Origin of the sequence: Brachybacterium saurashtrense (assembly GCF_003355475.1) — a bacterium.
Classification (GTDB): Bacteria; Actinomycetota; Actinomycetes; order Actinomycetales; family Dermabacteraceae; genus Brachybacterium; species Brachybacterium saurashtrense.
This window is the reverse complement of the sequence record NZ_CP031356.1, coordinates 2,439,448-2,459,483: the sequence shown is the minus strand read 5'-3', so window position 1 is coordinate 2,459,483 and position 20,036 is coordinate 2,439,448. Positions and strand designations below refer to the sequence as shown.

20 protein-coding genes and 1 tRNA gene are annotated in these 20,036 nt (G+C 72.9%); 9 read left to right on the top strand and 12 right to left on the bottom strand.

Translation table 11 applies throughout. The features are described 5' to 3' along the window. The first annotated feature begins 29 nt into the window (after positions 1-29). A complete protein-coding gene (locus DWV08_RS11245; RefSeq protein WP_115413874.1) occupies positions 30-377 on the top strand; it encodes an ArsR/SmtB family transcription factor in 348 nt (115 codons plus the stop codon). Between the two features lie 149 nt (positions 378-526). Here the strand turns inward: DWV08_RS11245 and DWV08_RS11240 are convergent. The 3 genes from DWV08_RS11240 to DWV08_RS16785 all read right to left on the bottom strand — a co-directional run bounded on the left by DWV08_RS11240 (position 527) and on the right by DWV08_RS16785 (position 2,356). Then, a tRNA-Arg gene (locus tag DWV08_RS11240) sits at positions 527-599 on the bottom strand. Positions 600-708: 109 nt separating this feature from the next. Continuing rightward, entirely contained in the window at positions 709-1,608 is a 900-nt protein-coding gene (locus DWV08_RS11235) for an LppM family (lipo)protein (protein ID WP_115413873.1), read from the bottom strand. A 169-nt stretch (positions 1,609-1,777) separates the two neighbouring features. Further along, complete coding sequence (locus DWV08_RS16785) at positions 1,778-2,356, bottom strand: cell division protein CrgA (protein WP_162801554.1); 579 nt, start codon at positions 2,354-2,356, stop codon at positions 1,778-1,780. A gap of 114 nt (positions 2,357-2,470) precedes the next feature. Here DWV08_RS16785 and DWV08_RS11225 point away from each other — a divergent pair, with 114 nt between their 5' ends. Genes DWV08_RS11225 through DWV08_RS11215 form a run of 3 tightly spaced genes read left to right on the top strand, consistent with a single transcriptional unit; the run spans position 2,471 to position 4,208 of the window. Next, entirely contained in the window at positions 2,471-3,190 is a 720-nt protein-coding gene (locus tag DWV08_RS11225) for a DUF881 domain-containing protein (RefSeq protein WP_115413872.1), read from the top strand. Then, the gene (locus DWV08_RS11220) at positions 3,187-4,014 is read left to right on the top strand and encodes a class E sortase (RefSeq protein ID WP_115413871.1); all 828 of its coding nucleotides are present in this window, start codon (positions 3,187-3,189) and stop codon (positions 4,012-4,014) included. Before DWV08_RS11225 ends, DWV08_RS11220 begins: the two co-directional genes overlap by 4 nt. After that, positions 4,014-4,208: a hypothetical protein gene (locus DWV08_RS11215; RefSeq protein WP_115413870.1), complete on the top strand. Its 195-nt coding sequence runs from the start codon at positions 4,014-4,016 to the stop codon at positions 4,206-4,208. The genes DWV08_RS11220 and DWV08_RS11215 overlap by 1 nt, the downstream gene beginning before the upstream one ends. Positions 4,209-4,321: 113 nt before the next feature. Here the strand turns inward: DWV08_RS11215 and DWV08_RS11210 are convergent, their stop codons facing one another. From DWV08_RS11210 to DWV08_RS11175, 8 genes are read right to left on the bottom strand one after another with little or no spacing between them, the layout of a single operon-like run. Next, entirely contained in the window at positions 4,322-4,993 is a 672-nt protein-coding gene (locus tag DWV08_RS11210) for an anthranilate synthase component II (protein ID WP_115413869.1), read from the bottom strand. Then, positions 4,986-7,124 carry a Stk1 family PASTA domain-containing Ser/Thr kinase gene (gene pknB / locus DWV08_RS11205; protein ID WP_115413868.1) on the bottom strand — a complete coding sequence of 713 codons (2,139 nt, stop codon included), beginning with the start codon at positions 7,122-7,124 and terminating at the stop codon, positions 4,986-4,988. Before pknB ends, DWV08_RS11210 begins: the two co-directional genes overlap by 8 nt. A gap of 13 nt (positions 7,125-7,137) precedes the next feature. After that, positions 7,138-8,715, bottom strand: a complete 1,578-nt coding sequence (locus DWV08_RS11200; protein ID WP_164740362.1) for a serine/threonine-protein kinase — start codon at positions 8,713-8,715, stop codon at positions 7,138-7,140. Continuing rightward, positions 8,712-10,157 (bottom strand): peptidoglycan D,D-transpeptidase FtsI family protein, encoded by a 1,446-nt coding sequence (locus DWV08_RS11195; RefSeq protein ID WP_115413867.1) that lies wholly within the window; start codon positions 10,155-10,157, stop codon positions 8,712-8,714. Before DWV08_RS11195 ends, DWV08_RS11200 begins: the two co-directional genes overlap by 4 nt. Then, the gene (locus DWV08_RS11190; protein ID WP_115413866.1) at positions 10,154-11,539 is read right to left on the bottom strand and encodes an FtsW/RodA/SpoVE family cell cycle protein; all 1,386 of its coding nucleotides are present in this window, start codon (positions 11,537-11,539) and stop codon (positions 10,154-10,156) included. The genes DWV08_RS11195 and DWV08_RS11190 overlap by 4 nt, the downstream gene beginning before the upstream one ends. After that, positions 11,539-12,846 (bottom strand): PP2C family protein-serine/threonine phosphatase, encoded by a 1,308-nt coding sequence (locus DWV08_RS11185; protein ID WP_115413865.1) that lies wholly within the window; start codon positions 12,844-12,846, stop codon positions 11,539-11,541. Before DWV08_RS11185 ends, DWV08_RS11190 begins: the two co-directional genes overlap by 1 nt. Then, on the bottom strand, positions 12,843-13,370 hold the full coding sequence (locus tag DWV08_RS11180) for an FHA domain-containing protein FhaB/FipA (RefSeq protein WP_115413864.1): 528 nt from the start codon (positions 13,368-13,370) through the stop codon (positions 12,843-12,845). The genes DWV08_RS11185 and DWV08_RS11180 overlap by 4 nt, the downstream gene beginning before the upstream one ends. A 7-nt stretch (positions 13,371-13,377) precedes the next feature. Next, positions 13,378-14,091: an FHA domain-containing protein gene (locus tag DWV08_RS11175; protein ID WP_115413863.1), complete on the bottom strand. Its 714-nt coding sequence runs from the start codon at positions 14,089-14,091 to the stop codon at positions 13,378-13,380. A 193-nt stretch (positions 14,092-14,284) separates the two neighbouring features. Between DWV08_RS11175 and DWV08_RS11170 the strand changes: the two genes are divergently transcribed. Continuing rightward, complete coding sequence (locus tag DWV08_RS11170; protein WP_115413862.1) at positions 14,285-15,103, top strand: serine hydrolase domain-containing protein; 819 nt, start codon at positions 14,285-14,287, stop codon at positions 15,101-15,103. Then, complete coding sequence (locus tag DWV08_RS11165) at positions 15,100-15,906, top strand: serine hydrolase domain-containing protein (RefSeq protein ID WP_115413861.1); 807 nt, start codon at positions 15,100-15,102, stop codon at positions 15,904-15,906. The genes DWV08_RS11170 and DWV08_RS11165 overlap by 4 nt, the downstream gene beginning before the upstream one ends. A 98-nt stretch (positions 15,907-16,004) precedes the next feature. Here DWV08_RS11165 and folP read toward each other — a convergent pair whose 3' ends face one another. Beyond that, positions 16,005-16,982 carry a dihydropteroate synthase gene (gene folP / locus DWV08_RS11160; RefSeq protein ID WP_115413860.1) on the bottom strand — a complete coding sequence of 326 codons (978 nt, stop codon included), beginning with the start codon at positions 16,980-16,982 and terminating at the stop codon, positions 16,005-16,007. Positions 16,983-17,128: 146 nt separating this feature from the next. Between folP and DWV08_RS11155 the strand changes: the two genes are divergently transcribed. The 3 genes from DWV08_RS11155 to DWV08_RS11145 are packed head-to-tail and all read left to right on the top strand — an operon-like array spanning position 17,129 to position 20,019. Beyond that, on the top strand, positions 17,129-18,277 hold the full coding sequence (locus DWV08_RS11155) for an NAD-dependent epimerase/dehydratase family protein (protein ID WP_115413859.1): 1,149 nt from the start codon (positions 17,129-17,131) through the stop codon (positions 18,275-18,277). A gap of 10 nt (positions 18,278-18,287) precedes the next feature. Beyond that, positions 18,288-19,418, top strand: a complete 1,131-nt coding sequence (locus tag DWV08_RS11150; protein WP_115413858.1) for a glycosyltransferase family 4 protein — start codon at positions 18,288-18,290, stop codon at positions 19,416-19,418. Then, a complete protein-coding gene (locus DWV08_RS11145) occupies positions 19,411-20,019 on the top strand; it encodes a GNAT family N-acetyltransferase (protein WP_115413857.1) in 609 nt (202 codons plus the stop codon). Before DWV08_RS11150 ends, DWV08_RS11145 begins: the two co-directional genes overlap by 8 nt. Positions 20,020-20,036 lie beyond the last annotated feature (17 nt).

Genomic DNA, 20,036 nt, shown 5'->3' with positions numbered 1-20,036 from the left:
AGAGAGCAAGATCTGCGTAGCATGAGTTCATGCATCCCACCCCCGTGCACGCGGTGCCGGACGACGAGCACGCGCAGATCGCCTCGAGCACGTTCCGGATGCTCGCCGACGCCACCCGCGTGAAGATCCTCTGGGCCCTGTTCGCGCAGGAGGCCAGCGTGAACGCGCTGGCGGAGGCGGTCGGGGCCGCCCCGGCCGCGGTGAGTCAGCACCTCGCGAAGCTGCGGCTCGCCGGCCTGGTGGAGAGCCGCAGGGAGGGCACCTTCGCCTACTACCGGGCCACGGACCCCCACGTGCGCCGCCTGCTCGCGGAGGCGCTCTCCCACGCCGAGCACGTCACCGGCGCCGCACGCGGGGACGATCCGCACAGCTACTGAGGGTCCGAGCGGCGGCGGGCGCGAGTGCGCGCCGACGCAGACCGCGATGCCGGCCAAGGCGCGCAGACACAGGCGGCGGGGCATCGCCGTCGCACAGCGAAAGACCCCCACCGCGGAGTGTTTCCGCTGGTGGGGGCCTTCTCGTGAAGCGCGCCCGGAGGGATTCGAACCCCCAACCTTCTGATCCGTAGTCAGATGCTCTATCCGTTAAGCTACGGGCGCTCGTCAGCCGCGCTGACTCAGACAACTCTAGCGGCCATCCCCCGCCGGGGCCAATCCAGGAGCCATGACCCTGCTCACACGGCTCCTGGACCGGCTCGCCGGCGCGCGCTCACCGCTGCGGGGGCTGGGGCGGCTGCTGGCCCGGATCGGGCTGCTGCCCCCACTGCTGACCGTCCTGCGGGGGCCGGCTCCAGGGCTGCTCGCCCTGCGGCGGTGCGGCCGGCGGCGGGGAGGCCTGGCCCCACGGCTGCCCCTGCGGGCTGCCCTGGGAGCCGCCCGGTGCGGGCTGTGCGGTGCCAGGCATCGCGGCCGCCGCGCCGTAGGCCGCCGGGGCGGCGGTGCCCGCGGCGTTCTTCTTCCTGCGCGAGCGGACCACCAGGAAGATCGCCGCGGCGAGCACGAGCAGCAGCAGGAAGCCCAGCACCAGCACCACCACCAGCACGATCACCCACGGGAAGCTCCCGCCCGCCTCGGCGCGGATGTCGATGCCCTGGGCGAGGACGTCCATCTCGGTGTAGGTGACGGAGCTGCCGTCGATCTGCCCGCCGGGAGCCTCGAGGATCTCGCCGGGGAAGGTGAAGGTCATGCGGAAGTCGATCTCGAGGCCGTAGCCCTCGATCTCCGAGGTATCGATCGACGGGTCGCCGCTCATCACCAGGTGGTACTCGCCGTCCTCCTCGGTGAGGCTGAACTCGGAGTCGTAGTCGTCGCTGGTGATCACGCCGGTGATCACGCAGCCGAACCGGCCGTCCTCCTCATAGGGCTCGACGGTGGGCGCATCGGCGTCGTCCACCAGGGTCTCGCCCTCGGCGTCCTGGCAGAACTCGTCGGCGCTGCTCCAGCTGCCGGCGGCGAACTCCTCGTCGATCGCGACGTCGAAGGTGGCGTCGATCCTGTCGACGTCCTGGATGTCGAAGTCGGCATGGAGCTTCCCGCACCCGGCGAGCACCATGACGAAGGGCAGGAGGAGAGCGGCGAGGAGTCTGCGCCGCGTCGAGATGCTGGTCATGGGTCCCCCATCGGGTGGTCTCGGAGAGCGGTGGGCGGTCAGCGATGCCCGCCACCCGCTCAGACTACCGGCGCGGGGTGCGCCGCGCAGTGGGGAGAACTCCCCGTCGACCAGCGCAGAACGCGCCGCCCGCACGGAGGCGGACGGCGCGCACGAGGCAGGGCAGGGACTACTTCCAGAACATCAGCATGCCGCCGCCCACCAGCAGCACGCCGAAGCCCGCGGCGAGGTTCCAGTCCCCGATCGGCAGCGGCAGCTGGCCGGCGGAGATGTAGTAGGTGACCAGGTACAGCAGCCCCAGGACGAGGCACACCACGGCGGTGGGTGCCAGCCAGGCCGGGTTCTGCGGGGCGGCGGCGACGCGCCGTCCGGTGGTGCGCCGGCCCTCCTCCGCCGCCGCCTTCTTCACCGAGGTGGAGCGGGTGGAGTCCTTCGCCTTCTCGGTGACCTCGCCGCCGGCGGTCTTCGCCGCGGTTTTCCCGGCGCCGGACTTCCCGGCCGCGCTCTTGCCGGCCCCGCCCTTGCGGCGCACGGGATCCTTCGCGCGGGAGGCGGTCGCGGCCTTCGCGTCGGATGAGTCCTTCCCGCCCTCGGCGGCGTCGTCCTCGACGGCGTCCGCGGGGGTCTCGTCCGCGGAGGGATCCTCGGGGGCGGCCTCGTCGGCGGCGCGGGGCGTCGTGTCCTCCGAGGCGGCGGCCTTCGCGCGCGACGCCGCCGTGCTGGACGACTTCTTCCTGCTCCTGGCCATGTGACGGTGCTCCCTCGGGGCGGGCGACCGCGCGGGCGCGCCGCGCGGGTCCGCAGGCGCGGACCGTGACTTAGGGTAATGGTCGTCGACCGAGCGCGCGAAGTGAGGAGCTCCATGGCTGCAGACGGCGTCGAGGGTCCCGCCCCGCGCTGGCGCACCCGGGCCGGGGTGGCGCTGGTGATGGTGCTGTGCGGCGTCCTGTTCGCCACCACGGCCCGCATCTCCGGCGGCGGCTCCCTCCGCGACGAGAGCAGCGACGTGGTGGGTGTGCTCGAGGAGCGCGGCCGCACCATCGAACGGCTCACCGAGGAGAACGCGACCATGCGCGCCGAGGTGGAGGAGCTGCGCAGCGGCCAGGCCGACGCCCCCTCCGCGGAGCGCACCGCGCAGGTCTCCGACGCCGTGGGACTCAGCGAGGTGACCGGCCCCGCCCTGCGGATCACCCTCACCGACGCCCCCTCCAGCGTGCCCGGCGCCGAGCCCAACGACCTCGTGGTTCACCAGCAGGACCTCGAGGCGTACATCAACGCGCTCTGGCTCGGCGGCGCGGAGGCGATGATGCTGCAGGACCAGCGGGTGATCAACGGCAGCGCCTTCCGCTGCGCCGGCAACACCCTGCTGCTCGAGGGCCGGGTGTACTCCCCGCCCTTCGTGGTCACGGTGATCGGCCCCGTGGACGACATGCTCGCCGCCCTCGACGACGCGCCCGGGGTGCAGGTGTACCGCGAATGGGTGGACCACGTGGGCCTGGGCGAGAAGGTCGAGACGCTCGAGACCACCACCCTGCCCGCCTTCGAGGGCTCCCTCACCGTGGACGCGACGGTGGCCCGATGAGCCCCACCCATCGCGCCGGCGGCGCGGCGCCCCGCGGGAGTCGTGCGGGCGCGCTGGTGGGGATCCTCGGCGAGCTGCTGCTCACCCTCGGCGCCCTGCTCGCCCTGTTCCTGGTGTGGCAGCTGTGGTGGACCGACGTGGTCGCCGGCCGCGAGCAGACGGGCATCATCGACGGCCTCGAGCAGGAGTGGGGCGCGGTCGACGACGAACGCATCGCGCCCGCCCAGGAGGGCGAGCCACCGGTGCCCGAGACCCCGCAGGACACCCTGGTGTGGGCCACCATGCACGTGCCCGCCTTCGACCGCGTCGAGTTCCCGCTGGCCGAGGGCGTGGGCATGGAGGACGTGCTCAACGTCAAGGGCGCCGGGCACTATCCCGAGACCGCCCTGCCCGGCGAGATCGGGAACATGGCCGTGGCCGGGCACCGCAACACCTACGGGCGGGTGTTCGAGGACATCGCCCGGCTCGAGCCGGGGGACCCGATCGTGGTGGAGACCGCCGACGCCTTCTACGTGTACGAGGTGACCGAGTCGCTGATCGTGCAGCCGCAGGACGTCGAGGTGATCGCCCCGACGCCGGGCGCCCCGGACGTGCCGCCCACCGAGCGGATGCTGACCCTCACCGCCTGCCACCCGATGTACTCCGCCCGCGAGCGCTACATCGTCCACGCCGAGTTCGCGTACTGGACCGACCGCGCCGACGGGATCCCCGAGGCGCTCGCCACCGCGGCGCAGGGCTCCGACGGCGGCCAGGCGGCGGGCCCGACGGCCGACGACGGCGCGCTCCGCGCGGCCCCTGTATCGATCACCCCGGAGGTGCAGTGATGTACGGCTGGCTGTTCCGGCACCTGCCCGGCCCGCTGTGGATGCGGATCCTGCTCACGGTGCTGCTGCTCGCCGCCGTCGTGGTGGCGCTGTTCGCCTGGGTGTTCCCGGCGATCGCGCCGTACATGCCCTTCAACGACGGGCTGGTGGGCGCCGCCGCGGCACCCGGGCACAGCGGCGCGACGGGGTCCTGACCGACGGACGGCGAGGCGCCCGACCGACGCGCGGCGACGACCTGATCGACGGGAAGCGCACGGTCCGACCGTCGCACCTGGCGGCCTCTGCGTGAGCGACGACGCGACGCGGTTCAGCCGGCGGTCATCAGGGGCTTCAGCCCCGCGGAGCGCTCGGCGGCGTCGCGGCCGTCGCACAGCTCCAGGAAGCGGGCCAGCATCAGGTGGCCGTTCTCGGTGAGCACCGACTCGGGATGGAACTGCACCCCGTGCAGCGGCAGCGTGCGATGCGCCAGGCCCATCACCATGCCGTCGGCGGTGCGGGCCGTGACCTCGAGCTGCGCCGGGATCGTCTCCGGCACCACCGTGAGCGAGTGGTAGCGGGTGGCGGTCATGGGGGAGGGGGCGCCGGCGAACACGCTGCGCCCCTCATGGGTGAGCGCGCTGGTGCGCCCGTGCATCAGCTGCGGGGCGTGATCCACCGTCGCGCCGAAGTGCTGGCCGAGGGCCTGGTGGCCCAGGCACACCCCGAGCATCGGCACCTCGCCCTCCGCGCACGCGCCGATCACCTCGAGCGAGCGCCCGGCGGTGGTGGGGTTGCCGGGGCCGGGGGAGACCAGCACCCCGTCGAAGCCGGCGAGGTCCACGGCGCCCTGCGCCGTCTCGGGCACCTCGTCGTTGCGGACCACCACGGTCTCCGCGCCCATCTGCTGGAGGTAGCCCACGATGGTGAACACGAAGCTGTCGTAGTTGTCGATCACCAGGATCCGGGCGGCGCGGCGCGACCCGCTCGTCGTCTCAGCCATTGCCGGTCCCCTGTCCCGTCCCGGCATTGCCGTTGCCGTTGCCGTTGCCGCTGTTGCCCGGGGAGTCGGACTCGGTCTCGCTGGGCGTCTCCGAGGGCTCCTCCGTGGGACTCTCCGAGGGCTCCTCGGTGGGGGTCGGGTCCGGGGTGGGCTCCGGCCCCGAGGAGACCACGATGGTGATCGTGGAGCCGCGCTCCACCTCCTCGTTCGCCCCCGGCTCGGTGCGGATCACGCGGCCCTCCTCGACGGAGTCCGAGTGCTCCTCGGTGGACTCGTGGCCGAAGCCCGCGTCCGAGAGCGCCGTGCGGGCGTCGGCGAGGGTCTGCCCGGTGACGTTCGGGACCGCGACCGGGCCCTGCGGCGCGGCGACCACCAGGCGGATGGTGGCGCCGATCGACTCCGAGGAGCCGCTGGGCGGGGTCTGCTCGAGCACCGTGCCCTCCTCGTGGTCGCCGTCCGCGCGCTCGCTGGTGTCGACCGTGAAGCCGATGTCCTCGAGCGTCGCGGTGGCGCTGTCCACGTCCGTGAGGGTGACGTCCGGGACGGTGTAGCTGCCGGTCGCGTCCCAGATCTGCACCGTGTCCCCGCGCTGCGCGGAGCTGCCGGCGGCGGGCTGGGAGCGCACCACCACGCCGCGCTCCTTCTGCTTGGTGTCCTCGCTGTCCACGTACTCGGCGACCAGGCCGGCATCCTCCAGTGCCTGCTCCGCGTCCTCGCGGGACATGTCCACCACGTCCGGGACCTCCGTGGCCTCGGGGCCGCTGGAGACGCTCACCGCGACGGTGGCGCCGGGGGAGACCTCCTCGCCCTCGCCGGGATCGGTGGAGATCACCAGGCCCGCCTCGACCTCCGCGGACTCCACCTGCGTGAACTGCGGGTCCAGCCCCTGCTCGCGCAGTATCGTGCCCGCGTCCTCCTCCGTCTCCCCGACCACGGCCGGGACCGTGACCGTCTCCGGCTCCTGGTCCCAGGGGCGCAGCACCGCCAGCGCCGCGCCCACCAGGGCCAGCACCGCGATGATCACCAGGATGATCAGCCACCAGGGCCGGCGGCGCTCCTCCTCGGCCGGTTCGACCTCCTCGGCGGTGTGCAGGGCCAGCGGACCGGTGGTGGGGGTGGTCGCGGAGCTGCCGGACCAGTTCTGGGCGGCCATGCCCGCCGCGGCCCCGGCGCCCAGCGGCAGCGCCTCCGTGGCCGCGCCCACCGGGCCCAGCACCGTCGTCGCCTCCGGGTCCTCGCCGCCGGAGGCGGCGGCGCTCACCAGCGCCGGCGCCCGCCCGGACACCACCGCGGCGATGTCCCGGGAGAAGGCGACGGCGCTCGGGTAGCGGGCCTCGCGGTCCTTGGTCAGGCCCGTGAGGATCACGGCGTCCATCGCCGGCACGATCGCGGGGTTGTACGCCGAGGGCGGGTGCGGCTCCTCGCGCACGTGCTGGTACGCGATCGAGACGGGGGTGTCGCCGGTGAACGGCGGGCGGCCCGTGAGCATCTCGTACATCACGCAGGCGGCGGAGTAGATGTCCGAGCGGGCGTCGACGAGCTGCCCGCGCGCCTGCTCGGGGGAGAGGTACTGGGCGGTGCCCATCACGGCCTGGGTGGCGGTCATCGCGCTGGTCGCGTCCGCGATCGCGCGGGCGATGCCGAAGTCCATCACCTTCACCGTGCCGGACTCGTCGATCATGATGTTGCCGGGCTTGATGTCCCGGTGCACGATGCCCGCCCGGTGCGAGTACTCCAGGGCGCTCAGCAGCGCCGCCATGATCTCCCCGGCCTGGTGGGCGTCCATCGGGTGCTCGGGATCGATCAGCTCGCGCAGGGTGCGGCCCTGCACGTACTCCATCACGATGAAGGGGATCGTGATCTCGGCCCCGGTGACGGTGCTCTGCTGCTCCTCGCCGGTGTCGTACACCGCGACGATGGAGGGATGGTTCAACGAGGCGGCGCTGTGCGCCTCACGGCGGAACCGCTCCTGGAAGTTCGCGTCCCGGGCGAGATCGGCACGGAGCACCTTCACGGCGACCGTGCGGTGCAGGCGGGTGTCCTCGGCCAGGAACACCTCGGCCATGCCGCCGGTGCCGAGGATCTTCCCCAGCCGGTAGCGTCCGCCCAGGACCACCGTCTCTTCGCTCACTGAACACCCGTCCTCATGCCGTGGTCGCCCCGACCGATCCGTCCATCGTAGTTGCTGACAGCGCGACACCTGCGGTCAGCGGTGAGATCTGCGCCCCATCGCCCCCGGCCGCGCCCAGCGGCAGCAGCCCCATCCCGCCCGCGACCGCGGCCAGGATCGCCACCGCCACGAGCAGCAGCAGCACCAGGCCCGGCAGGGACAGCCCGCCCAGCCGTCGGCCCGTAGAGGTGCCGCGGACCGTGCGCGCCGAGGTGGGCGTGTCCACCCCGTCGAAGGCGGCGACGCCGGGCGCGCGCCCCGTCCCGTCGGCCGCCGCGGGCGAGCCGGTCGCCGCCCCCGGGGTGCGGGAGCCCGGCCGTCCGGCGCCCGGCGCCACGGCGGGCGAGGAGGCCGAGGCCGCCGACGGCGCCGAGCGGGCGGACTGGGCGGAGCGGGCCGACGGCGCCGACCGGGCCGAGCCCGTCGACGACGCCGACGCGCCGGAGGTGCCGGAACCCGCCGAGCGTGCCGAGCGGGCGCTGCGTCGCGGGGCGGAGCTCGCCGAGGAGGCCGAGAGCGCCGAGGGCCCCGAGGCGCCGGAGCGGTGCCGGATGCCGCGACCCCGGCCCGACATCGGCAGCGGCATCGCCGCGGTGCGGGTGCCGGTGGGCGAGGCGCCCGGACGACGGTCCGCGCCGCCCTCGCCCCGCACCCGGTTCTCCCCGGTCCAGTCGTGGTCCTCCACCTTCGTCACCGGAATCGCGCCGGTGGTGAAGCGCGGCTCCACCCCGCGCTGGATCGCCTCGAGGATCCGCGAGACCGCCGCCGCGGAGCGGGGACGGTTCGCCGGGGCCTTCGCCAGCATCATCATCACCAGGCGTCGCAGGTCCTCGCCGATCGCCGCGGGCAGCTCCGGCGGCTGCTGCTTCACCTGCGCCATCGCGATCTCCACCTGGCTGGCGCCCGTGAACGGGCGCCGGCCGGCGAGCATCTCGTAGCCCACGATCCCCAGCGCGTAGATGTCGGAGAGCGAGGTGGCCTGCTTGCCCATCGCCTGCTCGGGGGCGAGGTACTGGGCGGTGCCCATCACCAGGCCCGTCTTGGTGAGCCGGGCCTGGTCCTTGCTGCGCGCGATGCCGAAGTCCGTGATCTTCATCGACCAGTCGTCCGCCTCGTCCACCAGCACGTTCTCCGGCTTCACGTCGCGGTGCACCACGCCCTTGGAGTGGGCGGCGTCCAGCGCCCGCGCCAGCTCGATGAGCAGCGAGACCACCCGCTTCTCGGGCAGCCCGCCGGGGTTCTCCTCGATGATCTCGGAGAGCGGCCGGCCCGGGCACAGCTCCATCACGATGTACGCGCGGCCGTCGAGCTCGCCGTAGTCGTACAGCGCCGCGATGCCCTCGTGCGAGAGCGCGGCGGTGTGGCGGGCCTCGGCGCGGAAGCGCTTGAGGAAGCCCTCGTCCCCCGCGTACTCCTCGCGCAGCACCTTGATCGCGACCTCGCGATCCAGCTCCTGGTCGCGCCCCTTCCACACCTGGCCCATCCCGCCCGTGGCGATGAGCGAGGTCAGTTCGTAGCGTCCTTCGAGCACGAGCCCGGCTTCGGTCCTCATGGCAGGATCACCGCCTCCATCACGTCCTGGGCGATCGGCGCCGCGGTCCGCGACCCGTATCCGCCCTCCTCGACCACGACCGCCAGCGCGATCTTCCGGTCCTCCAGCTGTCCGTACCCCACGTACCAGGAGTGCGGTGTGCGGTCCTCGCCCCACTGGGCGGTGCCCGTCTTGCCGCCCACCTCGACGCCGTCGATCGCCGCCGCGGTGCCGGTGCCGTCCTCGACCACGCCCACCATCATCTGCCGCATCTGGGCGGCGTTCGCGGCGGTCACCGGCTGTCCCAGCTCCTGCGGCGTGAGCTCGGAGACGGCGGTGAGGTCGCTGGTGCGCACGGCCTGCACCAGCTGCGGCTGCATCACCACGCCGTCGTTCGCGAACGCCCCGGCCACCATCGCCATCTGCAGCGGCGTCACCCGGGTCTCGTACTGACCGATCGACGTGGTGGCGAGCTGGGCGTCGTCCAGGTCCTCGCCGAGCGTGGACGGGGTCACCGACATCGGGATCTCCAGGGACTGCCCGAAGCCGAACTCCTCCGCCGTCTCGCGCAGCTGCTCCTGGCCGAGGTCCACACCGAGCATCGCGAAGGAGGTGTTGCAGGACTGGCGCAGCGCGTCGGCCAGCGTGGAGGTGTCCTCGGGCCCGCACGGCTCGGTGCCGCCGGCGGCGTGGTTATTCATCACCGCGCTCGAGTTCGGCAGCTGCCAGGTGCCCGGCCCCGGGATCTCCGACTCCGCCGTGTACTCTCCGGTCTCGAGCGCGGCCGCGGCCACCACCAGCTTGAACGAGGAGCCCGGCGGGTACAGGTCACCGCCGATGGCCCGGTTCGTCAGCGGGCGGTCCGGGTCCTCCTGCAGCGCGGTCCACGCCTCGTTCACCGCGGCGCTGTCGTGCGAGGCGAGCTGATTGGGGTCGTAGCTGGGGGAGGAGACCATCGCCAGCACCGCGCCCGTCTCCGGATCCAGCGCGACCACGCTGCCGCGGCGACCGTCCAGGGCGTCCCAGGCGGCCTCCTGGGCGGCGGCGTCGAGGGTCAGCTCCACGGTGGCCCCGCGCCCCTGCCGGCCGGAGAGGATGTCCGAGATGCGGTGGTAGAACAGCGCGTCGGCCTCGCCGGAGAGGGTGTCGTTCAGCGACCGCTCCAGGCCCGTGAAGCCGTAGACCACCGAGTAGTAGCCCGTCACCGGGGCGTACATCGCGCCCGGATCGTAGGTGCGCAGGTAGCCGTAGGTGTCGTCCGAGGACTGCGAGACCGCGATCGCGTGGCCGTCCACCACGATCGGGCCGCGGTGGCGCCCGTACTCGTTGTACAGCGTGCGGTCGTTCTGCCCGTGGGCGTTCAGCCGCCCCTGGGCGATCACCTGGAAGTAGGTGGTGGAGGTGAACAGCAGCACGAACAGCACGCTCACCACCAGCCACACGTGGCGCAGCGGCCGGTTCATGCGGGCACCTCCTGGGCGGGACGCGGCGCCGCGCCGGCGCCGGCGACCTGCCGAGCCGCGGGACGGCGGGCGGCGTCGGAGAGACGCACCAGGATCCCGGCGATCAGCCAGTTGCACACCAGCGAGCTGCCGCCCGCGGCGAGGAAGGGGAGGGTGAGGCCCGTCAGCGGGATCACCCGGGTCACCCCGCCCACCACCACGAACACCTGCAGCGCCAGCACGAAGCCCAGCCCGCCGGCCAGCAGCGTGCCGAAGCCGTCGGAGATCCCCACCGCGGCGCGCATCGCCCGCTGCACCAGCAGCAGGTAGAGCAGCAGCAGGGCGAAGGCGCCCACCATCCCGAGCTCCTCCGCGAAGGAGGCGAAGATGAAGTCCGATTCGGCGTGGGGGACCACGTCCGGGCGCCCCTCGCCCAGGCCCGCCCCGGTGATCCCGCCGTTGGCGAGGCCGAACAAGCCCTGGCTGATCTGCTCGCAGGAGCCGTAGTTCGCGCTCGAGAGCGGATCCAGCCAGCAGGTGATGCGGGTGCGCACGTGCCCCATCTGGGTGGCGGCGAAGACCGCGGGCGGCAGGAACATCACCGCCCCGATCACCAGCCAGCTCAGCCGGTCGGTGGCCACGTACAGCATCACCACGAACAGGCCGAAGAACATCAGCGAGGTGCCCAGGTCCGTCTGGAACACCAGCACCGCCATCGCGAAGCCCCACGCCACCAGGATCGGCCCGAAGTCCGACCAGCGCGGCAGGTGGATGCCCAGCACCTTGGGCCCGGCCAGGGCGAGGGTGTCGCGGCGGGAGACGAGGTAGCCGGCGAAGAAGATCGCGAACGCGATCTTCGCCAGCTCCGCGGGCTGGAAGCTGTACCCGGCCACGGAGATCCAGATCCGCGAGCCGTTGCGGGACGAGCCGATCAGGGGCAGCAGAGGCATCAGCAGCAGCACCGCGCCCACCACCGCGCTGATCCAGGTGTAGCGGCGCAGTCGGCGGTGATCGCGCAGCACCACCAGCAGCGCGGCGCACAGCAGCACGCCCAGGATCGCCCACAGCATCTGCCGGTCCGCGCTCGCCGAGGTGCGGATCCCGTAGATCTCGTTCGCGGAGTGCACGGACTCGATCATGGCGATGCCCAGCAGGTTCAGCAGCGTCACCAGCGGCAGGATCACCGGGTCCGCGTACGGGGCCCGCCACATCACCACGCTCTGCAGCACCAGCGCGAGCGCGGCCGCGCCGATCACGTACACCAGCAGGTTCTCGGGCAGCTCGTGGTGCCGGCCCAGCCCCACCAGGGCGTAGGCGCCCACGCCGATCGCGACCGCGAGCAGCAGCAGCAGCGCCTGGGTGAGGCGGCGCGGGCTCGCGGTATAGGAGACGATCGTCGCCACTACGTCGTCCCGCCGTCGTCGGAGGCCCCGCCGGCATCGGAGGCCCCACCGCCGTCGGAGGGTGCGGGGGAGACCGCCGGAGGCGGCAGGTTCGACTGCGCGACCTGCTCGAGCCGGTCGATGATCGCCTCGGCGGCGTCGCGGTCCGAGGCGGAGATGGTGCTCTCCACCTGGCGGCGGGTCACCTCGGGCAGGTCCTCCAGGGCGATGTCCGTGACCTCCACGGGCTCCGACATCGGCAACGGCCCGAGGTCTTGGGACAGGCCCCGGTACAGCACCACGCTGGTGCCGTCGGTGCCCACGAAGTACTGCCGCTGCGACCAGGACCAGCCCGCCCACAGCACGCCGCCCAGCACGGCGATCAGCAGCGTCACCGCCACCAGGGCCGGCCAGGGGCTGCGGCGCGGCGGCTCCTCCTCGGAGAAGTCCTCGTCCTCGTAGGGGATGTCCGGGTCCTCGCGGGTGAGCGCGGCCGCCTTCGCGGCGGGGCCGGAGGCGCTGGTGGGCGCGTTGCGGTTGCGCGCCGCCGAGCCGACGATCTGCGGGGTGGTGCTGGGCGCCTCCTCGCCCCGGGGCAGCGCCTCGAGGTCCACCACGTCCGCGACGATGCAGGTGATGTTGTCGGGGCCGCCGCCCTTGAGGGCGAGCTGAACCAGCGCGTCGGCGCACTCGCCGGGATCGGTGAACTCGAGCAGCGTCGCGTCGATGGTGTCCAGGGAGACCAGTCCGGAGAGGCCGTCCGAGCACAGCAGCCAGCGGTCCCCGGCGTGGGCGGGGCGCAGCGAGAGGTCCAGCTCGGGATCGGCGTCCACGTCGCCCAGCACGCGCATCAGCACCGAGCGCTGCGGGTGGCGCTCGGCCTCGTCCTCGGTGAGCCGGCCCTCGTCCAGCAGGCGCTGCACGAAGGTGTGGTCCTTGGTGATCTGGGTGGTCTCGCCGCCGCGCAGCAGATAGGCGCGGGAGTCGCCGATGTGCGCGAGGGCGAACTTGCCCTCCGAGCGCAGCAGCGCGGTGATGGTGGTGCCCAGCCCGCGCAGCTGCGGCTCGTCCCGGGCGCGGCGCAGGATCTCCTGGTTCGCCTGCAGCACCGTCTCCTCGAGGGTGGCGACGATGTCCGAGGCGGGGGTCTCCGAGTCGAGCTGGGCCAGGCGGCCGATCGCCACCGAGGAGGCGACGTCGCCGCCGGCGTGCCCGCCCATCCCGTCGGCCACCACCAGCAGGTGGCTGCCGGCGTAGCCGGAGTCCTGGTTGTTGGACCGCACGAGCCCGACGTCGGAGCGGGCGGCGTAGCGCAGGGCGATGCTCATCGCGGACCTCGTCTCAGTTCGATCTCCGTGCGACCGATCCGCACCCGGGCGCCGGGCCGGAACGGCACGGCACCCTCGATCCGTCGGTCGGAGACCAGCGTGCCGTTGGTCGAGCCCAGATCCTCCACCATCCACTCGCCCTCGCGCTGGAACACGCGGGCGTGGCGGTTGGAGGCGTAGTCGTCGTCCAGCACCAGCGTGCACTCGGGGGCGCGGCCGATGAGGATCGGGGTGGAGCCCAGCGTGAGCGAGGTGCCGCGCAGCGGACCCGCCGTCACCACCATCGCGGCCTGGGTCACCTCGGGGGAGGTGCGCAGCTGGCCCGGCTCGGCGCCGGCCGCCGCGGCGGCCCCGCCGATCGGCCCGGAGGCGGGGCGCTGCTCGCGCCGCGGGTCGCGGCTGGAACGGGTCACCACCGTGGTGCCGAACAGGTCGTTGCGCAGCACCAGCACCACCACGACCACGAAGATCCACAGCGCCAGCACGAAGCCCAGGCGCAGGGCGACCAGTGTCAGCTCGCTCATGAGGCGCTCACCAGCTGACCGGGCCGGCCGCGGGGAGCAGCACGGTCAGACGGGTGCGGCCGATCTTCAGCAGCGAGCGGTCCTGGAGTGCCACGGGGGTGCGGATCCGCTCCCCGTCCACGAAGGTGCCGTTGGTGGAGCCGAGGTCGGTGGCGACCAGGGAGCCGTCCGGCTCGGCGCGCAGCTCGAGGTGATGGCGGGACACGCCGGTGTCCTCGAGGATGATGTCGGCGTCGCCGCCGCGGCCGATCACCGTGACCGGGCCCGTGAGCAGGTACTGCTGGCCGTCGATCTCCACGATCGGGCTGCCGCCGGGGCCGGCCTGCGCGGCGCCGGTGGCGGGAGCGACGCTGCCCCGCTCGGTGCGGGACTCGGTCTCGAAGCGCCCGGCGCGCACCTCGTCGTCCCGCTCCAGCGAGACGGAGACGGCGCCCACGAACATGTAGCGCTGCTTCTCCGCGTGCTCCATCAGCACGCGCTGCAGCTCGTCGAGCAGGGTGTCCTGCCAGGAGACGAAACGGTCGTAGTCCTGGGAGTGCAGGTAGATCGAGTAGACGTTCGGGGCGAGGGTGCGGGTGCGGTCCAGCACCTGGATCTGGTCGTCGCACTCGCGCTTGAGCCCCTGCGCCAGGTCGAGCGGCTTCAGCTGCCCGCGACCGGGCGAGAAGACGCTCGTCACGCCGCGGTCGAGGCCGCGCTCGATCCGATCCAAGATCCCCACGATGGTCCTTCGCTCTCGCAGTGGCTGACTGGCGCGCGCACCGCACCGGGGGCGCGGAGCTCGCCCTGCGATCGTAGCGCGTGAGCAGGTCGAGGCCGTGATCCCCCGGCGCGGAGGTGGCGTGGGATTCGTGCAGGAGAGGTGAAGAGGTCGGCGCGGGGCGTGCCATAGTGAGGGCGTGGAGACCGCGAGCATGCCCGAGATCCCGATCGACCTCGACGCCGCCCATGCGCTCGGCGTCACCGATGCCCGCGCCGCGGTGCACGTGCAGGGCGAGCCGGAGCGGCTGTTCGACCTCGCCAGCGTCTCCAAGCCCCTCACCGCGCTCGCCGTGCTGATCGCGGTGGAGCGCGGGCTGGTGGACCTCGACGAGCCGGCCGGCCCCGAGGGGGCCACCGTGCGCCACCTGCTCGCCCACACCGCCGGCTACCCCTTCGAGGGCGAGGAGACGGTCAGCGCCGTGGGCGCCCGCCGCGTCTACTCGAACACCGGCTTCGAGGTGCTCGCCGCCCACGTCGCGGAGGCCACCGGCTACGACTTCCCCCAGTGGATGGAGCAGACGGTGGTGCAGGGGCTGGACCTCGTGGACCTCGAGGTGGACGGCTCCCCGGCCGCCGGGTACCGCGGCACGATCCGGGACCTGCTCGCCGTGGGCCGCGAGCTGCTCGCCCCCACCCTGCTCTCGGCCGCCCTCCACGAGGAGATGCGCACCGTGCAGTTCCCGGGCCTGGCCGGGATCCTCCCCGGCTACGGCCGCCAGTCGCCCAACGACTGGGGGCTCGGGGTGGAGATCCGCGGGCACAAGGACCCGCACTGGACGGGCGCGCACTCCTCCCCGCGCACCGTCGGGCACTTCGGCCAGTCCGGCTCGTTCCTCTGGGCGGATCCCGAGGCGGGGCTCGCCTGCGCCTTCCTCGGCGCGATCCCGTTCGGGCCCGAGCACGTGCGGATCTGGCCCGGGCTCACCGACGCGGTGCTCGACCGCTTCGGGGAGGGGGCCGCGCGCGGATGAGCGCGCTCGACCTGCTCGACGCGTTCGGCGTCGAGGCCGCGGCGATCGTGCTGGGCCCCGAGGGGGAGCGGGCGCGCCGCGGGGACGTGCGACGGATCCGCCCCTGGCGTTCGGTCACCAAGGCGCTCACCGGCGTCGCCGCCGCCCTCGCCCTGCAGGACGGCGCGGTGACCCTCGAGGACGAGGCCGGGCCGCCCGGCTCCACGCTGCGCCACCTGCTCTGTCACGCCTCCGGGTTCTTCTACGAGTCCGCGAGCACGCTGCAGCCCCCCGGGCGGCGCCGTCACTACTCCAACTACGGCATCGACGAGGCGGGGCGGCACCTCGAACGGGCGCTGGGCCGGGACCTCGGGGACATCGTCCAGGAGCGGATCGCCGACCCGCTGGGCATGCGCGACCTGGTGTGGGAGGGCTCGGCCTCCGTGGGCGCCCACGGCCCGCTCGACGACCTCGCCCTGTTCGCGGCCGAGCTGCTGCGCCCCACCCTGCTCGCGCCGCGCTGGCACGCCGAGCTGACGCGGCCCCAGCTGCCCGCGCTCGAGGGGATCATGCCCGGCTTCGGGAAGCAGAGCCCGAATCCCTTCGGCCTGGGACTCGAGGTGCGCGGCGAGAAGTCCCCGCACTGGACGGGCATCGGCAACAGCCCGGCCACCGTGGGGCACTTCGGGATGCGCGGCACCGCCTTCTGGGTGGACCCGGTGGCCGATCTCGCCCTGGTGGTGGGCACCTCGCTGGACTTCTGCGACACCCACCGCGAGGTGATGCCGCGCCTCGCCGACGCGGTGCTGGCCGAGCACGGCTGAGCGCCGACGCACGCGACGGAGCGCCGACGTGCGCAGGTGGGCACGGCGGTGCTCCGCGGGAGTCGGCGCCTCGGCCGACGGGCCCGTCGGCCCCTGGCTCAGGCGTTGTGGACCAGCGGCCCGGCCGGTGCGCGCCAGCCGGCGATCACCTCGAGCATCCGCACCATCCGCACCGTCGGCTCCACGTCGTGCACGCGCAGGATCCGCGCCCCGAGCCGGATCGTCCAGGCGGCCGCGGCGAGGGACCCCTCCAGCCGCTCCTCCTTGGGCAGCCCCAGCGACTCGCCCACCACGTCCTTGCGGGACAGCGCCGCCAGCAGGGGGAGGTCGAAGCCGGTGAACTCCTCCCAGCCGCGCAGCAGCTCGAGGGTCTGCACGGTGGACTTGTTGAGGTCCGGGCCCGGGTCCAGCACGATCCGCTCCCGGGGGATCCCGGCCTCCAGGGCGCGCTCGAGGCGCGCGGCGAGGAACTCCCGCACCTCGCCCACCACGTCGTCGTACCGGGGGCGGGGCAGGGGGCGGCGCGGCGCGGCGGCCGAGTGGGTGAGCACCAGCGAGGCCCCGCGCGCGGCGACCGTCGGCGCCATCTCCGGGTCCGAGAGCCCGGTGGTGTCGTTGACGAGGTCCGCGCCCGCCGCGATCGCCTCCCGGGCCACGGCGGCGTGGAAGGTGTCCACCGAGATCAGCACATGGGCGGGGAGCCGGGCGCGCAGCTGCTCGACCACCGGGACCACCCGCTCGCCCTCCTCCTGGGCGGGCAGCGGGTCCCCGGGGGCGAACTTGACCCCGCCCACGTCCACGAGGTCCGCGCCCTGCGCCGCGGCGTCCAGCCCGGCGGCTACCGCGGCCTCGAGCGCCCAGGTGCGTCCCTCGTCGAAGAAGGAGTCCCGGGTGCGGTTCACGATCGCCATCACGAGCACGCGGCGGGAGGTGTCCGGCAGGGGCCGCGGGGCGGGGGAGCGGGCAGCGGAGTGGGCAGGTGAGAGGGCGTCCAGCACCGCCTCGGGGGCGCGGGATACAGTGGATCCCATCGTGAGCGGACGACCCGCCGGGCCCTCGTCCTGTGTGTCGTTCATCGTCCGTCCCTCCGCAGTTCACGCGGGTGTTCCCCGTCTTTGACCGGCACCCGGCCTGCATTACGTTATGGGCGGAGCACGACATGCACAATCCGGCAGCGGCGCCCCCGCCCCGCCGGCACCAGGACCCTTGGAGGACACACCCCATGAAGATCGTCGTCGCCGGTGGAGATGGATTCTGCGGCTGGCCCACTGCCCTCTACCTCTCGCAGAAGGGCCACGACGTCACGATCGTGGACAACCTGGTGCGCCGCGAGATCGACGTGGAGCTCGGCTCCAACTCGGTCACCCCGATCCTCCCGCTGGAGGAGCGCGTCGCCGTGTGGAAGGAGGTCTCCGGCAAGGACATCGCCGTGCGGATCGCGGACCTCACCGACTACGACGACGTCTCCGCGATCTTCCAGGAGATCCAGCCGGAGTCCTTCGTGCACTTCGCCGAGCACCGCTCCGCCCCCTACTCGATGATCGACCGCGAGCACGCGATCGAGAACCACCGCAACAACGTCGAGGGCACCCTCAACGTGCTGTGGGCGATCAAGGACTTCGCCCCGGACTGCCACCTCGTCAAGCTCGGCACCATGGGCGAGTACGGCCAGCCGAACATCGACATCGAGGAGGGCTGGATCGAGATCGAGCACAAGGGCCGCAAGGACCGCCTCCCGTTCCCGAAGGCCCCGGGCTCCTTCTACCACCTCACCAAGGTGCACGACAGCGACAACATCATGTTCGCCTGCCGCGTGTGGGGCACCCGCGCCACGGACCTCAACCAGGGCGTGGTGTACGGCCTCGAGACCGACGAGACCCGCCTGGACCCCCGCCTGGTCAACCGCTTCGACTACGACGCGGTGTTCGGCACGGCCCTGAACCGCTTCCTCATCCAGGCCGCCATCGGCCACGACCTCACCGTCTACGGCAACGGCTCCCAGACCCGCGGCTACCTCGACATCCAGGACACGGTGCGCTGCATCGAGATCGCCTGCCTGAACCCCGCCGAGCGCGGCGAGTTCCGGGTGTACAACCAGTTCACCGAGCAGTTCTCCGTCAAGGAGCTCGCCGAGAAGGTGCAGAAGGTGGCCGCGGACCTCGGCACGGAGGTGGCGCTGTCCACCGTCGAGAACCCGCGCGTGGAGAAGTACGACCACTACTACAATGCCGTCAACACCAACCTGCTCGACCTGGGCCTGGAGCCCCACCTGCTCACCGACGAGCACCTCACCGAGGTGCTCAAGGTGGCGATGAACAACACCGATCGCGTCAAGCGCGAGCTGGTCATGCCCACCGTCACCTGGAAGTGAGCCCCGTTCCGTGAAGATCGCGATCGTCACGGAGACCTTCCTGCCCTCCGTCGACGGCGTGGTGACCCGGCTGCGCCACGCCGTCGAGCGGTTCACGGACCTCGGTCACGAGGTGATGGTGATCGCCCCCGAGCTCGGCGTGACCGAGCATCACGGGGCCCGGGTGGTGGGCATCCGCCCGGTGACGCTGCCGTTCTACAAGCATCGGCGCTTCACCCTCCCCAGCCCCACCGTGGACGGCATCATCCGCGGCTTCCACCCGGACGTGGTCCACGCCGCCCAGCCGATCCTGCTCGCCTCCTCCGGCGCCTTCGCCGCGCACCGCCAGCGGATCCCGCTGGTGGCGAGCTATCACACGCACATCCCTCGCTACCTGGACCTGTACCGGGCCTACCGGTGGGGGAAGCCCGCGGTGTGGTGGCAGATCAAGCGCAATCACGCCCTGGCCGACGTCAACATCGCCACCTCGGAGTCGATGAAGGCCGAGCTCGTCGCGCAGGGCCTGCACAACCTGCACGTGGTGCGCCGCGGCGTGGACACGCAGACCTTCCACCCCCGCTTCGCGAGCGAGGCGATGCGCGAGCGCCTCACCCAGGGGCATCCGGGCAAGAAGCTGCTGGTGTTCGTGGGCCGGCTCGCGGCGGAGAAGGAGATCCACCGCCTCCGGCCGATGATGGAGCGCCGTGACGACGTGGCGCTCGCGATCGTGGGCGACGGCCCGTTCCGTGGCGAGCTCGAGGAGCTCTTCGCCGGCACCCACACCCTGTTCCCCGGCTTCATGGAGGGGGAGGAGCTCGCCAGCGCCTTCGCCAGCGCGGACGGTTTCGTGTTCCCCTCGGTCACCGAGACCCTGGGCCTCGTGATCCTCGAGGGCATGGCCTCCGGCCTGCCGGTGGTCGCGGCGCGGTCCGGGCCGACGATGGAGCAGGTCACCGACGGGGTGAACGGGCTGCTGTTCGATTCCGGGGACGAGGCGAGCCTGGACGCCGCGCTCACCCGCCTCGGCGACGGGGACCTGCGCGGCCGCATCCGCGAGGCCGCCCGTGCCGAGGCGGAGCAGTTCTCCTGGGAGAACGCCTCCGACGACCTGCTGCGCTATTACGAGATGGCGATCGAGGAGCACGGGAGCGGTCGTGGCTGACCCGGCCCGTCTGGAGCCGGTGACCCTCGCCGGGCACGGGATCCGCCTCGAGCCGCTCACCGAGGCGCACGTGCCGGGCCTGCGCGCGGTCGTGGCCGACGGGGAGATCCACCGCCTGCCCTTCGCCCCGCACGTGCCCGCCCCGGAGGAGGTCGAGGGCGCCGTCGCCGGGCTCCGCGAGGACGTCGACGCCGGCACCCGCCTCGCCTGGGCCGTCGTGCGCGAGGCGGACGAGCGCGTGGTGGGGCTGAGCACCTTCATGAACCTCGCGCTCGACGACCGGGGCCTCGAGATCGGGAACACCTATCTGGCCGGCTCCGTGCACCGCACCGGCGTGAACACGGCGATGAAGCGCCTGCTGCTCGGCCATGCCTTCGACACCCTCGACCTGCTGCGCGTCGAGTTCCGGGTCCACCACCTGAACCTCGCCTCGCGCCGCGCCGTCGAGGCCCTCGGCGCGCAGCAGGACGGGATCCTGCGCGCCCATCGCATCCTGCCCGACGGCTCGGTGCGCCACACCGTCGTGTACTCGATCCTCCCCCTCGAGTGGCCGGGGATCCGGGCGATGCTGGATGCGCGGCTCGTGCGGCTGGGCGGCTGAGACCTGGGAATTCCCTG

Bases quoted from the DNA above. Each gene is read 5' to 3' on its own strand.
- DWV08_RS11245 (WP_115413874.1), top strand. From the start codon at position 30: ATGCATCCCACCCCCGTGCACGCGGTGCCGGACGACGAGCACGCGCAG.
- DWV08_RS11235 (WP_115413873.1), bottom strand. From the start codon at position 1,608: ATGACCAGCATCTCGACGCGGCGCAGACTCCTCGCCGCTCTCCTCCTG.
- DWV08_RS16785 (WP_162801554.1), bottom strand. From the start codon at position 2,356: ATGGCCAGGAGCAGGAAGAAGTCGTCCAGCACGGCGGCGTCGCGCGCG.
- DWV08_RS11225 (WP_115413872.1), top strand. From the start codon at position 2,471: ATGGCTGCAGACGGCGTCGAGGGTCCCGCCCCGCGCTGGCGCACCCGG.
- DWV08_RS11220 (WP_115413871.1), top strand. From the start codon at position 3,187: ATGAGCCCCACCCATCGCGCCGGCGGCGCGGCGCCCCGCGGGAGTCGT.
- DWV08_RS11215 (WP_115413870.1), top strand. From the start codon at position 4,014: ATGTACGGCTGGCTGTTCCGGCACCTGCCCGGCCCGCTGTGGATGCGG.
- DWV08_RS11210 (WP_115413869.1), bottom strand. From the start codon at position 4,993: ATGGCTGAGACGACGAGCGGGTCGCGCCGCGCCGCCCGGATCCTGGTG.
- DWV08_RS11200 (WP_164740362.1), bottom strand. From the start codon at position 8,715: ATGAGGACCGAAGCCGGGCTCGTGCTCGAAGGACGCTACGAACTGACC.
- DWV08_RS11195 (WP_115413867.1), bottom strand. From the start codon at position 10,157: ATGAACCGGCCGCTGCGCCACGTGTGGCTGGTGGTGAGCGTGCTGTTC.
- DWV08_RS11185 (WP_115413865.1), bottom strand. From the start codon at position 12,846: ATGAGCATCGCCCTGCGCTACGCCGCCCGCTCCGACGTCGGGCTCGTG.
- DWV08_RS11180 (WP_115413864.1), bottom strand. From the start codon at position 13,370: ATGAGCGAGCTGACACTGGTCGCCCTGCGCCTGGGCTTCGTGCTGGCG.
- DWV08_RS11170 (WP_115413862.1), top strand. From the start codon at position 14,285: ATGCCCGAGATCCCGATCGACCTCGACGCCGCCCATGCGCTCGGCGTC.
- DWV08_RS11165 (WP_115413861.1), top strand. From the start codon at position 15,100: ATGAGCGCGCTCGACCTGCTCGACGCGTTCGGCGTCGAGGCCGCGGCG.
- folP (WP_115413860.1), bottom strand. From the start codon at position 16,982: ATGAACGACACACAGGACGAGGGCCCGGCGGGTCGTCCGCTCACGATG.
- DWV08_RS11155 (WP_115413859.1), top strand. From the start codon at position 17,129: ATGAAGATCGTCGTCGCCGGTGGAGATGGATTCTGCGGCTGGCCCACT.